Below are 14,972 nucleotides of genomic sequence, written 5' to 3'. Positions count from 1 at the left end.
GCAATCATGAGTCGTCAACATCTGGCGCTGTTTGATGCACAGCTGACCCGCACCGCGCTGCTGGATGCGGTCAAAAAACTCGATCCGCGCGTGCAGTTCCGCAATCCGGTAATGTTTCTGGTGTGGCTGGGCAGCGTGCTGACGTCGCTGCTCGTCGCCGGCATGCTGGCCGGCTGGCTGAGCGGCAGCGCCGGCTTCACCGCCGCAATTGCCTTCTGGCTCTGGATCACCGTGCTGTTCGCCAGCTTTGCGGAAGCGCTGGCGGAAGGGCGCAGCAAAGCGCAGGCCAACAGCCTGAAAGGCATAAAGAAAACCAGCGAGGCGAAGAAGCTGGCGGCGCCGCACTATGGGGCAGCATGGCAGCCAGCCTCTGCTGATACGCTGCGCAAAGGTGACGTGGTACTGGCTGAAGCGGGAGATGTGATCCCCTGCGACGGCGAGGTTCTGGAAGGCGGCGCGTCGGTGGATGAGAGCGCCATTACCGGTGAGTCAGCGCCGGTGATACGCGAGTCCGGCGGTGATTTTGCTTCCGTGACCGGCGGCACGCGTATTCTGTCTGACTGGCTGGTGATCCGGTGCAGCGTGAATCCGGGTGAAACCTTTCTCGATCGCATGATCGCTATGGTGGAGGGCGCAAAACGTCGCAAAACCCCGAATGAGATCGCGCTGACCATTCTGCTGGTTTCACTGACCATCGTATTTCTGCTGGCAACCGCCACGCTGTGGCCGTTTTCCGCGTATGGCGGGACGCCGGTCAGCGTAACGGTGCTGGTGGCGCTGCTGGTCTGCCTTATCCCTACCACGATTGGTGGCCTGCTGTCGGCCATTGGTGTCGCGGGCATGAGCCGCATGCTGGGGGCAAACGTGATTGCCACCAGCGGACGCGCCGTAGAGGCGGCGGGGGATGTCGACGTCCTGCTGCTGGATAAAACCGGCACCATCACGCTCGGTAATCGCCAGGCGACGCAGTTTCTGCCCGCGCCGGGCGTCAGCGAAGAGCAGCTGGCGGATGCGGCACAGCTCGCCTCGCTGGCCGATGAAACGCCGGAAGGACGCAGTATTGTGGTGCTGGCAAAGCAGCGGTTTAACCTGCGCGAACGCGATCTCAGCGCCATGGGCGCCAGCTTTATCCCTTTTTCCGCCCAGACCCGCATGAGCGGCGTGAACGTGCAGAATCGGCTGATCCGCAAAGGCGCGGTGGATGCCGTGCGCCGTTATATTGATGCCGGCAATGGACGTTTTCCGGCGGAGGTCAACGCCCGGGTTGAGGAGGTGGCACGCGCCGGCGGTACGCCGCTGGTGGTGGCCGAAGGCGCGCAGGTTCTGGGCGTGGTGGCGCTGAAAGATATTGTCAAAGGCGGCATTAAAGAACGGTTTGCTGAACTGCGCCGGATGGGGATCAAAACCGTGATGATCACCGGCGACAACCCGCTGACCGCAGCGGCTATCGCGGCGGAAGCAGGCGTGGATGATTTTCTGTCAGAGGCGACGCCGGAAGCCAAGCTGGCGCTGATCCGTCAGTATCAGTCAGAAGGCCGGCTGGTGGCAATGACCGGCGACGGCACCAACGATGCGCCTGCGCTGGCGCAGGCAGACGTCGCGGTGGCGATGAATTCCGGCACCCAGGCGGCGAAAGAGGCAGGGAACATGGTCGATCTCGACTCTAATCCGACCAAACTGCTGGAGGTGGTGCATATCGGTAAACAGATGCTGATGACGCGGGGCTCGCTGACCACCTTCAGCATCGCCAACGACGTGGCAAAATATTTTGCCATTATTCCGGCGGCGTTTGCCGTGACCTACCCGCAGCTCAACATGCTCAACGTCATGGCGCTGCACTCTCCCGCTTCGGCGATTTTGTCGGCGGTGATGTTTAACGCCCTGGTGATTGTGTTTCTTATTCCGCTGGCGCTGAAAGGGGTGAGCTACCGGCCGATGAGCGCGGCGGCGCTGCTGCGACGCAATCTGTGGATTTACGGTGCGGGCGGGCTGGTGGTGCCTTTTATCGGTATCAAAGCGATTGACCTGCTGCTCACGCTGTCAGGCCTGGTATAAGGAGAAGAGAGATGAGTCAGTTACGTCCGGCTGTTGTATTGTTTATGGTGCTGATGCTGTTCACCGGTGCACTCTATCCGCTGCTGACCACCGGGCTGGCACAGTGGTGGTTTCCGCAGCAGGCGAGCGGTTCGCTGCTGGAGCAGGCGGGCAGCGTGCGCGGCTCGGCGCTGATTGGGCAGCTGTTCACTCAGCCCGGCTATTTCCAGGGACGGCCATCGGCCACGGCAGAGCATCCTTATAACGCCCGGGCCTCCGGCGGCAGCAACCTGGCCGGGAGTAACCCGGCGCTGGACAGTGCCGTCGCGGCGCGCGTGGCCGCACTGCGGGCAGCAAACCCGCAGGCGGCGGCTGCCGTGCCGGTTGAGCTGGTCACCGCGTCTGCCAGCGGGCTGGACCCCGATATTTCACCTGCGGCCGCGCGCTGGCAGGCGCCGCGCATTGCGGCGGCACGCGGTATCACACCGGCCCAGGTGGCCGCGCTGATTGCGCAGCTTACCGTGCGTCCGCTGCTGCCGTTTATCGGTGAAGAGACCGTTAACGTACTGCGGCTCAATCTGGCGCTGGATAATTTGAATCCGGTGCGCATTCATGCGCACCCGACACTGTAGGGTCACCCTTCATGGCGACCGTTTCAATGATGGTACGGAACTCACTCTTTGAACGACATGAATGATGAACTGTCCCGGCCCGATCCCGACGCGCTGCTGCTGACGCAGCAGGACGGGCATCGCGGCAAGCTGAAAATTTATTTTGGTGCCTGTGCCGGCGTGGGTAAAACCTTTGCGATGCTGCAGGAGGCGCAGCGGCTGCGTGCGCAGGGGCTGGATGTGCTGGCCGGTATTGTGGAGACCCATAATCGCGCAGAAACGGCGGCGCTGCTTGATGGCCTGACGCTGCTGCCGCGCCGCGCCGCCGGTCGCTCACACCATACGGAGTTCGATCTGGACGCGGCACTGGCGCGTCACCCGGCGGTGATCCTGATGGATGAGCTGGCGCATACCAACGTGCAGGGCGCGCGCCATCCTAAACGCTGGCAGGATATTGACGAGCTGCTTGATGCCGGCATCGATGTCATTACCACGGTTAACGTACAGCATCTCGAAAGCCTGAATGACGTGGTGGCCGGAATTACCGGGATCCAGGTGCGCGAAACCGTGCCCGATCCCTTTTTCGACAGCGCGGATGAGGTCGTGCTGGTGGACCTGCCGCCGGACGATCTGCGTCAGCGGCTGAAAGAGGGCAAGGTCTACATCGGCGACCGGGCCGAACGCGCGATTGAAAACTTTTTCCGCAAGGGCAACCTGTTTGCGCTGCGTGAACTGGCGCTGCGCCGTACTGCCGATCGCGTGGACGATCAGATGCGCGCCTGGCGTGATCAGCAGGGACGCGATCGGGTCTGGCATACCCGGGATGCGATTTTACTCTGTATTGGTGATGACACCGGCAGCGAAAAGCTGGTGCGCACCGCTGCGCGTCTGGCGGCACGGCTCGGCAGCGTCTGGCACGCCATTTATGTGGAAACCCCGCGCCTGCATCGCCTGCCGGAGACGCAGCGGCGCGCGATCCTGCGTACGCTGCAGCTGGCGCAGGAGCTGGGCGCAGAAACCGCCACGCTCGCCGATCCGGATGAAGTGCGCGCGGTGCTGCGCTACGCGCGCGAGCATAATCTGGGCAAAATTGTCGCCGGACGCCAGCCGCACCGGCGCTTCCGCCGCGACAGCTTCGCCCAGCGTCTCGGCGAGCTGGGGCCGGATCTCGATCTGCTGGTCGTGGCGCTGGATGAGCCGCTGCGTCCGGCGCTGCATGCGGCCAGCAGCAAACCGGCCAGCAGCGATAAGTGGCGGCTGCGGCTGCGCGGCTGCGTCATGGCGCTGCTGCTCTGCCTTGCGGTAACGTTTATCGGGCGCGGCCTGCTTGCGGAGTTCGACAGCGCCAATGCCGTCATGATCTATCTGCTGTCGGTGGTGCTGGTGGCGCTGCGCTACGGGCGCTGGCCCTCGGTGTTTGCCACCGTAATTAATGTTCTCGCGTTTGATCTGATGTTTGTCGCGCCCACCGGCACCGTCGCCGTTTCTGACCTGCAGTATCTGGTCACCTTTGGCGTGATGCTGGCGGTCGGCGTGATCGTCGGAAATCTCACCGCCGGGGTGCGCTATCAGGCCAGGGTGGCGCGCTATCGCGAGCAGCGCGCCCGCTACCTTTATGAGATGGCAAAATCGCTCGGCAGCGCGCTGACGCCGCAGGATATTGCCGCTACCGCACAGCGGGTCATTGAGGTGACATTGCAGGCGCGCAGTCAGCTGCTGCTGCCCGATGAGCAGGGGGAGCTGCAGGCGACCGGACCGGATTTACGCGGCACGCCGCCCGATGCCGGGATCGCAAAATGGAGCTACAGCAAAGGCCAGCCCGCCGGTGCCGGCACCGATACGCTGCCGGCCGTGCCCTATCAGATTGTGCCGCTGAAGAGCGGTCAGCAGTGCCGGGGTCTGCTGGTGGTCGAGCCGGAGAACCTGCGCCAGCTGATGATCCCGGAGCAGCAGCGGCTGGTGGAGACGTTTACCGTGCTGATCGCCAACGCGCTGGAGCGCATGGCGCTGACGCAGAGCGAAGCGGCGTCGCGCCTCGCAGCAGAGCGGGAGCAGCTGCGGAATGCGCTGCTGTCAGCGCTGTCACACGATCTGCGCACGCCGCTGACGGTGCTGTTTGGTCAGGCAGAGATGCTGATGCTCGACCTTGCGCATGCGCATGCGCAGTCGCCGTTTGTCGCGCAGGCCGGCCAGATCCGTGAGCAGACGCTGAGCACGATTCGCCTGGTCAGCAATATGCTGGATATGGCGCGCATTCAGTCCGGCGGCCTGCAGCTGCGCGAAGAGTGGGTGGCGCTGGATGAGGTGATCGATGGCGCGCTGCGCAGCATGGGGCCGATGCTGAAAGGTCACGCGTTTGAGCTGGCGCTGCCGTCGGAGCTGGTCCTGATTAAAGGCGACAGCGCGATGCTGGAGCGGGTATTTTCCAATCTGATTGAGAACAGCCTGAAGTATGCCGGTAACGCGGCGCAGCACGGTATTCGCGCCTGGCGCGACGGCACCCGGCTCGAAATCGGCGTCTGGGACAGCGGGCCGGGCATCGCGGGCGACAGCCTGACGCAGATTTTTGATAAGTTTGCCCGGGGCGATAAAGAGTCTGCCGTACCAGGGGTCGGGCTGGGGCTGGCGATCAGCAAGACCATCACCGAAGCGCATCGCGGACGCATCTGGGCGGAAAACCGTGCCAGCGGCGGGGCTGAATTTCGCCTGTCGCTGCCGCTCCCGGCGCCGCCGGAAATTTCCGAGGCCGCGCTTAAATAACTTCACACAAGTTCGGGTATACTCGGCAGCTTCGCTGCTAACTTATGGAAACTTATGGAACGTTTTACCGAAAACCTGATGTATTCATCACGCTGGCTGCTGGCACCGGTTTACATTGGACTTTCGCTGGGCCTGCTGGCGCTGACCGTTAAATTTTTTCAGGAAATTTTCCATCTGCTGCCGAACATCCTCAGCATTGCGGAAAACGATCTGATCCTGCTGCTGCTGTCGCTGGTTGACATGACGCTGGTCGGGGGGCTGCTGGTGATGGTGATGCTCTCCGGCTATGAAAACTTTGTCTCGAAGCTCGATATCGCCGAACACAAAGAGAAGCTGAGCTGGCTGGGCAAGATGGACTCCGGCTCGCTTAAAAATAAAGTCGCCGCCTCTATTGTCGCGATCTCCTCTATCCATCTGCTGCGCATCTTTATGGATGCGCGCAACGTCGCCAACGACAAACTGATGTGGTACGTGATCATCCATCTGACCTTTGTGCTCTCCGCGTTTGTTATGGGCTGGCTGGATAACATGTCCAAGATGGAGAAAAAGAAGGCTGACTGACCGGCTCAGCGTGCCGGCGGCCGGGTACCCAGCAGCTGCGGCATCACCGCTTTGATCAGCGTAAAAAAATGGCGCAGCCTTGCCGGATAGTAGCTGGCCCACGGATAGGTCAGCCAGACCGGCAGCGGCGGTGCCTGCCACGCCGGCAGCAGCTGCACCAGCGCGCCGGATGCCAGATCGTCCTGCACGACCCACGATGACACCACCGCAGCGCCCATTCCGGCCAGCGCGGCCTTGCGCACGGCATAGAGGCTGTCGCTGGCGAGCCGCGGCGCGATAGCCAGACTTACCATTGTGCTATCGCTGACGCGCTGCAGCGCAATCTCATTGCGATAAAAGCTGGTCAGCGCCAGCCACGGCAGCTGTGCCAGTTCATCGGTCTGCGTCACCGGGGGATGGGCGGCCAGCAGCGCCGGCGCCGCCACCACAATACGCGGCACCTCGGCCAGCAGCACGGCCACAATGCCCGGATCGTCGGGCGCGCCAACCTGAATCGCACAATCAATATTTTCACGGATAAAGTCCGGCGTGCGATCGTTGAGCATCCACTCCACATTCAGACGCGGGTAGCGCTGCAGCCAGGTCACCAGTGGCGTAATCAGCTGATCCTGTCCGAAGGCGTGCGGTGCGCGTACCCGCAGCGTGCCCGCCGGTTCATCATGCGACCCGGTCAGCTCATCTTCCAGCGCATACCACGTGGCCATTAACTGTCGCGCCTGCGTATAGCAGCGCTCCCCGTCATCCGTCAGTTTAAGCGCATGTGTGGTGCGCAGTATCAGCTTCAGGCCGAGATAGTGCTCCAGCGCCTGCAGACGGCGGCTGATGGTGGGCTGTGTGATGCTGAGCTGCCGCGCGGCGGCAGAGAGAGAGCCACTCTCAACGATACGGATAAAGGTCTGCATCAGGGCGATACGATCGGTACTGGTCAGGTTGTTCATACGTGTCATGCATAACAGTTGTGTGTTACCGCACTCTACCGCGTATGGCTGCCGTGCGCTTTACTGGATGCAACTTTTCAGGAGAACTGCCCATGTCTGTTTTATCCTCATCTGCCCGTCGCGCAGAAACGCTTCCCGCTCCGCTGCTGTTTACGCTTGCCGCCGGTGCCGGGCTGAGCGTCGCTTCTATTTATTACAGCCAGCCCATGCTGGATATCATCAGTAAAACATTTAACACCGGCATCAGCAGCACCGGTATGGTGCCGATGCTGACGCAGGCGGGCTATGCGCTGGGGATCCTGCTGCTGGCCCCGCTGGGCGATCGCCATGACCGGCGCACCATTATTCTGATTAAGGGATTACTGCTGGTGGCCTCGCTGCTGCTGTGCGGGTTTGCCGGCGGGATCGGCGCGCTGCTGATCGCCAGCTTTGTGACCGGACTGACCGCCACCGTGGCACAGGATATTGTGCCCGCTTCTGCCGCGCTGGCGCCTGAGCATCGCCGCGGCAGGGCGGTTGGCGTGGTAATGACCGGGTTGCTGGCGGGTATTCTGCTGTCGCGGGTGATCAGCGGTCTGGTGGCGGAGTATGCCGGCTGGCGTACGCTCTATTTTATCGCCGCGGGCGCTATGCTGCTGATGACGCTGGCACTCTGGCGCGTGCTGCCGCGCTTCACACCCGGTACCGCCGTCAGCTATCCGCGCCTGCTGCTGTCGCTGGCGCAGCTGTGGCGTCAGCATCAGACGCTGCGCCGCGCCGCGCTGGCACAGGGACTGTTATCCGTGGGATTCAGCGCCTTCTGGTCCACGCTGGCGCTGATGCTGAGCGAGCGCTTTCATTTCGACAGTGCCGTTGCGGGCGCGTTTGGCCTGGCGGGTGCGGCAGGGGCGCTGGCAGCCCCGCTGGCCGGTAGCGTGGCCGATCGCATCGGTCCGGCGCGGGTGACACAGTACGGCTCTGCGCTGGTGATGGGGTCGTTCGCGCTGATGTTCCTGCTGCCGCTGCTGCCGCTGCCAGCGCAGCCGGGCGTGATTATCCTGAGTACGGTGGGATTTGATCTGGGGGTGCAGGCGACGCTGGTCGCGCATCAGACGCTGGTCTACAGTCTGGCACCTGAGGCGCGCAGCCGCCTGAATGCCCTGATGTTTACCGTAATATTTGTCGGTATGGCCGCCGGTGCGGCACTGGGCAGCCTGGCCCTGGCGCATTTTGGCTGGAGCGGCGTGGTCACGCTGGCAACGGCGGCGGCACTGCTGGCCCTGCTGGTACGTCTGCGCAGCGCACACCTCAAAAACTAATTTTCAATCATGTGCCAGGCTTAAGAGAGTTATGTTTTTGAAAAGCGGAGCGTTATGAATTTCCTTGCCTGGACCGCCGTTGTCGGCGGTCTGTTACTGATCATGTCACTGGCCTCCGGCTGGATCCATCGCGGACCGGTGACCTCATTCGGCCTCTATCTTATCGCCGGGATTATCTGCGGTCCCTGGGTGCTGGATCTGCTGCGTATCGATATTGTGGGTCACTCTGAGCTGGTGGCGCATATCACCGAAATCACGATGGCCGCGTCGCTGTTTATCACCGGGCTGAAGCTGCGTCTGCCGCTGAAAGCGCACGCGTGGCGGGTCGGACTGCGGCTGGCATTTCCGGCGATGCTGCTGACGGTGGGCGGTATGGCGTGCCTGGTGCACTGGATCACCGGTTTTAACTGGCCGCTGTCGCTGGCGTTTGGCGCCATTGTTGCGCCAACCGATCCGGTGCTGGCCAGCCTGATTTCAGTCAACGATGCGCGCGATGATGATGCACTGCGCGTTGCGCTCTCCAGCGAAGCGGGGATGAACGATGGTTCGGCGCTGCCGCTGCTGATCCTGGCGCTGCTGCTGATGCGCCCGGAAGGGTTTGATCTCGCCAGCCTGGGGGAGTGGGCGACGCTGGATGTGCTCTGGTCTATTGGCGGTGGTATTGCGATTGGCTATCTGCTGGGGCGCATTATCGGCCAGCTGGCGGCGCGGCTGCGCAGCGCGCACGATGACGTAGCGCCAAACGATTTTCTTGCGCTGGCGCTTATTGCGTTCAGCTATGCTGCCTCGCAGGCGCTGGATGCCTCTGGCTTTCTGGCGACCTTCGCCGCAGGCGTCGGCCTGCGTCGCGCTGAACTGCGCGTAACGCGCTGTTTTCCGCTGGAAGATCTGCCGGAAGAGAAACAACATCTGCCGGCCGAGGTTATGGTGAACCCCAATCAGCGCGTACGGCAGAGCGGTGGCGGAATGGTTAAATCCGTGGGCCTGGTGATTGGCGATGCGCTCTCATTTGGCGATACGGTGGAACGCCTGCTGGCCGCCGCGCTGATGGTTGTGCTGGGCATTACGCTGGCGCACCACTGGAACCCGATGGGCATTGGCCTGGCGCTGCTGCTGTTTATCGTGGTGCGACCGCTGGCAGTCTGGCTTACTACCTGGCGCTGTGAAATGCCGCGCGCGCGCCGGCTGCTGATTGGCTGGCTCGGCATTCGCGGAATTGGCAGTATCAACTATATCGCTTTTGCCTGGGTGCACGGCCTGCAGGGCACTGAAGCGCAGCAGATGGTGGATATGGCCCTGACCATTGTAGTATGCAGCGTGGTGCTGCACGGTATCACAGTGACACCGCTCTTAAACTGGCGTGCTGCCCGTCAGGCGGCACGCGCGCAACAGGATGAAACCTGAGTTTCCGGAAACAACAGGAGCCTTTATGAAACGCTTATTGATTGCCCTGATGGGCTTAACCCTTTCTGCCGGTGCGCTGGCGGAAGAGGCGGATGCACAAGAGAATATCTACGCTGGTCAGCTCTGCCATCTGGTCAGCAGCGAGCAGAAAACCGGTGACATGGAGAGCTATACCGCGAAGCTGAAAGCGCAAATGGCCGCCAGCCAGTCGCCTTCTGCAATGAACAAGCCTGAGTTCGATGAAGAGATCGCACAGGAAGTGATCAACGGCTGGCTGGAACTGGGTGAAGAAGAGCGCGGTAAGCTGCGTCACGATCAGCAGCAGTGCGAGCAGACCGTCATGACGCAGTTTCAGCAGCAGGATTAAGCCGCGTCTTTGGTCTGCAGGCCGCCGCAGCTGTAACAATCACATTATACGCGCCTTTTACGGCGCGTTTTTTTATGGCTTTTTGGTGCGGAATGCGTACATTATCGCCGGATAGAAATCAGACTTTCGTCACACCAATAATCTGACCCGGAGCCGGGTGTTTCCTGAGAGTGGCTGGCACGCAACATGATGACACGTCGTCGTTTTTTACAGGCGAGCGGAGCAACCGTTCTCGCGATGACCACCGGCAAGCTGTTTGCCCGTGATGACATCATTCCGCTCTGGCCGGATGAGCCGCCGGGCGGTGGCGGCCCGTCTGGCTTGTTGAGGGTCAACACCAAAGGCTCATGGACCAACATCGTTTCACCCGCTATTCAGCGCTTTCGTCCGGAGAATCCCAACGGCGAGGCGGTGCTGATTGCCGCAGGCGGCGGTTATCGCTTTATCGGTATGGGCCGGGAGGCGTGGCCGGTTGCGCGCTGGCTGAATGCCAATGGCTATACCGCCTATGTGCTGAGCTATCGCCTGCCCGGTGAGAAGTGGCAGGCGGGCAATCTGGCACCGCTGCAGGATGCGCAGCGCGCCATTCGCATGGTGCGCGCGATGGAGTCGAACGTACACCTGCTCGGCTTTTCGGCCGGAGGTCATCTGATGGGCATGGCCGCCGCGCGGCCTGATTTTCGCACTTACCCGCAGCAGGACGCGCTGGATGAGATCGTGCCGTCGGCCAGCAGCGTAGGGCTTATCTATCCGGTGATCACGCTGGAAGCGCCGTTTCAGCATACGCAGACCCGCCTGATGATGGTGGGGGCACACGCCACCGCGACTCAGGCGGCAAACTGGTCAGTGCAAAACTATGTCACCCGCGTCTATCCACCGACGTTTCTCGCCCAGGCAGAGGACGATCGCACCTCTAATCCCTACAACACCGAACTGATGCGCGACGTCTGCCGGCGCATGCGCGTACCGGTTGAGCTGATTGAGCTTAGCAGCGGCGGGCACGGCTTTGGCCTGGGTAAAGCGGGCACGCCTGCTGCGCTCTGGGACCAGGCGTATGTGCGCTGGCTTGATAAACTGAGCTGATCGCTGCGGCGTGTCCGCCGCACACCTTACCAGGCACGAATGCTGTTGCACTGCCACACTCAGTAACCGGTAGCGCGTTATTGTGTGTTCTGACAGGAGAAAAGCGAATGAAAGCGATGATTCTTAACCAGCCCGGCGGCCTGGATAATCTGCAGCAGGTGGATCTGCCCGATCCTGGCAAGCCCGCTGCTGATGAGATCCGCGTCCGTATCCACGCCACCTCACTTAACTATCACGATCTGCTGGTCGCAGACGGCTCGATCCCGACTGAAGCAGGGCGCATCATGATGGCGGACGGCGCCGGCGTTGTGGAAGAGGTGGGCAGCAGCGTCAGCGAATTCCGGCCCGGCGACCATGTGGTCTCCTGCTTTTTCCCGCAGTGGCAGGATGGCCTGCCTTACGCCCGCGTGGGTGACTTTACCCGTACGCCAGGGGATGGTGCCCACGGCTTTGCCGCTGAAATCGTGGTGCGTCCGGCGCATCACTTTACGCTGGCACCGCGCGGCTGGAGCCATGCCGAAGCGGCGACTATCACCACCTCCGGGCTGACGGCGTGGCGGGCGCTGGTGGGGGATGCACAGATCAAAGCGGGTGATACCATCGTTACGCTCGGCACCGGCGGTGTCTCTATCACCGCACTGCAGATTGCTAAAGCGATGGGTGCACGGGTGATTGTCACGTCCTCTTCTGATGAAAAGCTGGCGCGTGCGCGCGAGCTGGGCGCCGATGCCGGTATCAACTATCGCACCACGCCCGGCTGGGGCAGCGAAGTACAGCAGCTGACGGAGGGTGTCGGTGCGGACGTGGTGATTGAACTGGGCGGACCCGGCACCATGGCAGAGTCGATCAAAGCAGTGCGCATCGGCGGACATATCGCGCTGATTGGCGTACTGACCGGCCATGAGGGTGTGATCCCGACCTCGCTGTTAATGGCGAAGCAGGCGCGGATCCAGGGGCTGATTGTGGGTCATCGTCGTCAGCAGCAGGAGTTTGTACGTGCGCTGGAGCAGATTGCGGTCCGGCCGGTAATCGGCGAGCATTTCAACGCTCTGGGCGAGCTGCCGGCGGCGTTCCGTCATCAGCAGGGTGCCAGCCACTTTGGCAAAATTACCGTCTCCTGGTAATAGGCTACGGCGATCAAAAAAGGCGCCCGTCCGGGCGCCTTTTTGTTAACGCATCGTCACAAACTCTTCCGCTGCGGTGGGGTGAATCGCCACGGTATTGTCGAAATCTTTTTTCGTGGCACCCATCTTCAGCGCCACGGCAAAGCCCTGCAGCATCTCATCCATGCCGCTGCCGATGCCGTGAATACCAACAATCTTCTCTTCCGGGCCGACGCAGACCAGCTTCATGCGGCACGGCTGGCGATGCTGCGTGACCGCGGTATACATGGCGGTAAAAGAGGATTTATAGACCTTCACATGATCGTCGCCATACTGCTCACGCGCCTGCGGTTCGGTCAGGCCCACCGTGCCGATAGGCGGATGGCTGAATACCACGGTCGGGACATTGCTGTAGTCGAGATGCTCATCCGGCTTGTTGTTAAACAGACGCTCAGAGAGGCGGCGGCCTGCCGCTACTGCCACCGGCGTCAGCTCGACGGCACCGGTGTTATCGCCCACCGCATAAATGCCGGCAACGCTGGTATTCTGAAACTTATCGACCCGGATATAGCCTTTCTCATCAAGCGCAACGCCGGTCACGTCAAGGTTGAGATTATCGGTCGCCGGTTCGCGGCCCACGGCCCAGACCAGGCAATCCACCGTCTGTTCGCTGCCATTTTCCAGCTGCAGCGTCAGGCTGCCGTCGGCATTTTTCACCACGGCTTTTGGCGTCGCTTCGGTGTGCAGCTGCGGGCCTTCCGCCTGCATCACCTCCACCAGCGTTTCACTCAATAGCGGATCAAAACTGCGCAGCGGAGCGTGTTTACGCACAAACAGATGCGTTTCCGCGCCCAGCGCATTGACCACGCCTGCCAGCTCAACGGCAATATAGCCTGCACCCACGACGGCCACGCGCCGCGGCAAAGATTCCAGCTCAAAGAAACCGTCAGAATCGATGCCATATTCTGCACCCGGCACAGCAGGGCGCACCGGGCGTCCGCCGGTGGCGATCAGGATATGATCGGCGGTGATCGTTTCACCATTCACTTCCACCGTGTGCGCATCCACAAAGCGGGCAAAGCCTTTGATGACCTCGACCTTGTTTTTGCCCAGTACGTTGTCATAGGAGCTGTGAATGCGATCGATATAGGCGCTGCGGTTTTTTACCAGCGTGGCCCAGTCAAAGCGATTCACCGTGGTGTCAAAGCCATAATCCGGTCCGTACAGGTGAATAGCTTCGGCGATCTGCGCCGCATGCCACATGACCTTTTTCGGCACGCAACCGACGTTAACGCAGGTGCCACCCAGCTCTTTCGCTTCGATCAGCGCACACGTCTGGCCGTGCATGGCTGCACGATTAATGGAGGCGATGCCGCCGCTGCCGCCGCCGATAGCGAGGTAGTCAAAATGTCTGGTCATCCGTTGTTTCCGTCTGTTGAGAAAATATGGCGTAAAGTTTACCGCTACCTGACGGAGCGGCGCAAAGGTTCCGCCTATGATTATCAATTTGCGCGTAAGACCTCGCCCAATCGGGCGGGGATATAAGCGCGGTAACTGCGTAACATTCCTTGACCTTCTTACATAATGCGCCATAATATGTAAAGCATGAAACGCGCATATAAATACAGATTCTATCCAACACCCGATCAGATTGAGTTACTGGCTCAAACGTTCGGTTGTGTGCGTTTTGTCTATAACAGCATCTTGCGCTGGCGCACCGATGCTTATTACGAACGACAAGAGAAGATCGGCTATACACAAGCCAGCGCACGATTAACCGCACTGAAAAAAGAGCCAGATTTTGCCTGGCTCAATGACGTTTCCAGCGTGCCACTACAGCAAGCCTTGCGCCACCAACAAGCCGCCTTTTCTAACTTCTTTGCAGGTCGGGCAAAGTATCCGACATTCAAAAGCAAGCGCCATAAACAGGCCGCTACGCTGACGGATGCCGCGTTTAAATACCGCGACGGCAAGTTGTACATGGCAAAGAGCAAAGCGCCTTTAGACGTGCGCTGGAGTCGCCCTTTGCCGTCCGTGCCGTCTACCGTCACCGTGTCCAAAGATTCAGCGGGGCGCTACTTTGTTTCGTGCCTCTGCGAGTTTGAACCTGTATCACTGCCGATCACCGCGTCCACGGTCGGCATTGATGTTGGTTTAAAAGATTTGTTCGTCACCGATACCGGATTCAAAACCGGCAATCCCCGCCATACTGCTAAATATGCGAAGCGATTAGCCCTGCTACAGCGACGTTTGAGCAAGAAACAAAAAGGCTCAAAGAACCGCGCCAAAGCCCGCGCCAAAGTCGCCCGCATTCACGTGAAAATTGCTGATTGCCGCCTGGATAACTTGCACAAGCTATCCCGCAAGCTCATTAACGAAAACCAAGTTGTTTGCGTCGAATCCCTGAAAGTGAAGAACATGATCCGTAACCCGAAGTTATCCAAAGCGATAGCAGACGCAAGCTGGGGTGAATTCGTGCGCCAGCTTGAATATAAGGGCGAATGGTCGGGGCGATCCGTGGTCGCCATTGACCAGTTTTTCCCGTCCTCAAAACGCTGTAGCGGTTGCGGCTATACCATGCCAAAGATGGCGCTTAACGTTCGTTCGTGGATCTGCCCTGAGTGCGGGGCTAACCATGATCGTGACGTAAACGCTGCGAAGAATATAAAAGCGGTCGGGCTGACCGCGTTAGCCCACGGAGCGACTGTAAACCCTAAAGCCGCGTAATGCGGCTTAGGTAGGTTGCGTTGAAGTAGGAATCCTCGCCCTTTAGGGCGGGGAGCAGTCAAGATAGAGTGAAATCCAGGTTTCGC

At 60.7% G+C, this 14,972-nt stretch carries 12 protein-coding genes; 10 read left to right on the top strand and 2 right to left on the bottom strand.

Annotated elements, in window-relative coordinates:
* Positions 1–6: 6 nt before the first annotated feature.
* Genes kdpB through SB719_RS14000 form a run of 4 tightly spaced genes read left to right on the top strand, consistent with a single transcriptional unit; the run spans position 7 to position 5,966 of the window.
* The gene (gene kdpB / locus SB719_RS14015) at positions 7–2,055 is read left to right on the top strand and encodes a potassium-transporting ATPase subunit KdpB (RefSeq protein WP_304234066.1); all 2,049 of its coding nucleotides are present in this window, start codon (positions 7–9) and stop codon (positions 2,053–2,055) included.
* A gap of 11 nt (positions 2,056–2,066) precedes the next feature.
* Positions 2,067–2,666, top strand: a complete 600-nt coding sequence (gene kdpC, locus SB719_RS14010) for a potassium-transporting ATPase subunit KdpC (protein ID WP_304234069.1) — start codon at positions 2,067–2,069, stop codon at positions 2,664–2,666.
* Between the two features lie 57 nt (positions 2,667–2,723).
* Positions 2,724–5,405, top strand: coding sequence for a two-component system sensor histidine kinase KdpD (gene kdpD, locus SB719_RS14005; protein ID WP_314687312.1), 2,682 nt, complete (start codon positions 2,724–2,726; stop codon positions 5,403–5,405).
* Between the two features lie 54 nt (positions 5,406–5,459).
* Positions 5,460–5,966: a TIGR00645 family protein gene (locus SB719_RS14000; RefSeq protein WP_065648516.1), complete on the top strand. Its 507-nt coding sequence runs from the start codon at positions 5,460–5,462 to the stop codon at positions 5,964–5,966.
* A 5-nt stretch (positions 5,967–5,971) separates the two neighbouring features.
* Here SB719_RS14000 and SB719_RS13995 read toward each other — a convergent pair whose 3' ends face one another.
* Positions 5,972–6,904 carry a LysR family transcriptional regulator gene (locus SB719_RS13995; RefSeq protein WP_304234071.1) on the bottom strand — a complete coding sequence of 311 codons (933 nt, stop codon included), beginning with the start codon at positions 6,902–6,904 and terminating at the stop codon, positions 5,972–5,974.
* Between the two features lie 92 nt (positions 6,905–6,996).
* On the opposite strand from SB719_RS13995, the gene SB719_RS13990 reads away from it, so the two are divergent.
* The 5 genes from SB719_RS13990 to SB719_RS13970 all read left to right on the top strand — a co-directional run bounded on the left by SB719_RS13990 (position 6,997) and on the right by SB719_RS13970 (position 12,180).
* Positions 6,997–8,202, top strand: a complete 1,206-nt coding sequence (locus SB719_RS13990; RefSeq protein WP_065648518.1) for an MFS transporter — start codon at positions 6,997–6,999, stop codon at positions 8,200–8,202.
* 54 nt (positions 8,203–8,256) lie between these two features.
* Positions 8,257–9,606 carry a cation:proton antiporter gene (locus SB719_RS13985; protein WP_065648519.1) on the top strand — a complete coding sequence of 450 codons (1,350 nt, stop codon included), beginning with the start codon at positions 8,257–8,259 and terminating at the stop codon, positions 9,604–9,606.
* Between the two features lie 25 nt (positions 9,607–9,631).
* Complete coding sequence (locus SB719_RS13980) at positions 9,632–9,973, top strand: hypothetical protein (protein ID WP_065648520.1); 342 nt, start codon at positions 9,632–9,634, stop codon at positions 9,971–9,973.
* Between the two features lie 186 nt (positions 9,974–10,159).
* Positions 10,160–11,056: an alpha/beta hydrolase gene (locus tag SB719_RS13975; RefSeq protein WP_412159312.1), complete on the top strand. Its 897-nt coding sequence runs from the start codon at positions 10,160–10,162 to the stop codon at positions 11,054–11,056.
* A gap of 107 nt (positions 11,057–11,163) precedes the next feature.
* On the top strand, positions 11,164–12,180 hold the full coding sequence (locus SB719_RS13970; protein WP_293005848.1) for a zinc-dependent alcohol dehydrogenase family protein: 1,017 nt from the start codon (positions 11,164–11,166) through the stop codon (positions 12,178–12,180).
* A 45-nt stretch (positions 12,181–12,225) separates the two neighbouring features.
* Here the strand turns inward: SB719_RS13970 and gorA are convergent, their stop codons facing one another.
* Positions 12,226–13,578: a glutathione-disulfide reductase gene (gene gorA, locus SB719_RS13965; RefSeq protein ID WP_304234079.1), complete on the bottom strand. Its 1,353-nt coding sequence runs from the start codon at positions 13,576–13,578 to the stop codon at positions 12,226–12,228.
* Positions 13,579–13,764: 186 nt separating this feature from the next.
* Between gorA and SB719_RS13960 the strand changes: the two genes are divergently transcribed.
* Positions 13,765–14,886: an RNA-guided endonuclease TnpB family protein gene (locus SB719_RS13960; RefSeq protein ID WP_314687286.1), complete on the top strand. Its 1,122-nt coding sequence runs from the start codon at positions 13,765–13,767 to the stop codon at positions 14,884–14,886.
* Positions 14,887–14,972: the final 86 nt, after the last annotated feature.

Source organism: Pantoea sp. SIMBA_079, from assembly GCF_046940275.1.
GTDB classification, from domain to species: Bacteria; Pseudomonadota; Gammaproteobacteria; order Enterobacterales; family Enterobacteriaceae; genus Pantoea; species Pantoea borealis.
Note: the sequence above shows the minus strand (reverse complement) of the source record. Positions and strands in the feature narration are given on the sequence as shown.

Excerpts from the sequence above, each read along its gene's own strand:
- kdpB (WP_304234066.1), top strand. The coding sequence starts at position 7 with ATGAGTCGTCAACATCTGGCGCTGTTTGATGCACAGCTGACCCGCACC.
- kdpC (WP_304234069.1), top strand. The coding sequence starts at position 2,067 with ATGAGTCAGTTACGTCCGGCTGTTGTATTGTTTATGGTGCTGATGCTG.
- kdpD (WP_314687312.1), top strand. The coding sequence starts at position 2,724 with ATGAATGATGAACTGTCCCGGCCCGATCCCGACGCGCTGCTGCTGACG.
- SB719_RS14000 (WP_065648516.1), top strand. The coding sequence starts at position 5,460 with ATGGAACGTTTTACCGAAAACCTGATGTATTCATCACGCTGGCTGCTG.
- SB719_RS13995 (WP_304234071.1), bottom strand. The coding sequence starts at position 6,904 with ATGAACAACCTGACCAGTACCGATCGTATCGCCCTGATGCAGACCTTT.
- SB719_RS13990 (WP_065648518.1), top strand. The coding sequence starts at position 6,997 with ATGTCTGTTTTATCCTCATCTGCCCGTCGCGCAGAAACGCTTCCCGCT.
- SB719_RS13985 (WP_065648519.1), top strand. The coding sequence starts at position 8,257 with ATGAATTTCCTTGCCTGGACCGCCGTTGTCGGCGGTCTGTTACTGATC.
- SB719_RS13980 (WP_065648520.1), top strand. The coding sequence starts at position 9,632 with ATGAAACGCTTATTGATTGCCCTGATGGGCTTAACCCTTTCTGCCGGT.
- SB719_RS13975 (WP_412159312.1), top strand. The coding sequence starts at position 10,160 with ATGATGACACGTCGTCGTTTTTTACAGGCGAGCGGAGCAACCGTTCTC.
- SB719_RS13970 (WP_293005848.1), top strand. The coding sequence starts at position 11,164 with ATGAAAGCGATGATTCTTAACCAGCCCGGCGGCCTGGATAATCTGCAG.
- gorA (WP_304234079.1), bottom strand. The coding sequence starts at position 13,578 with ATGACCAGACATTTTGACTACCTCGCTATCGGCGGCGGCAGCGGCGGC.
- SB719_RS13960 (WP_314687286.1), top strand. The coding sequence starts at position 13,765 with ATGAAACGCGCATATAAATACAGATTCTATCCAACACCCGATCAGATT.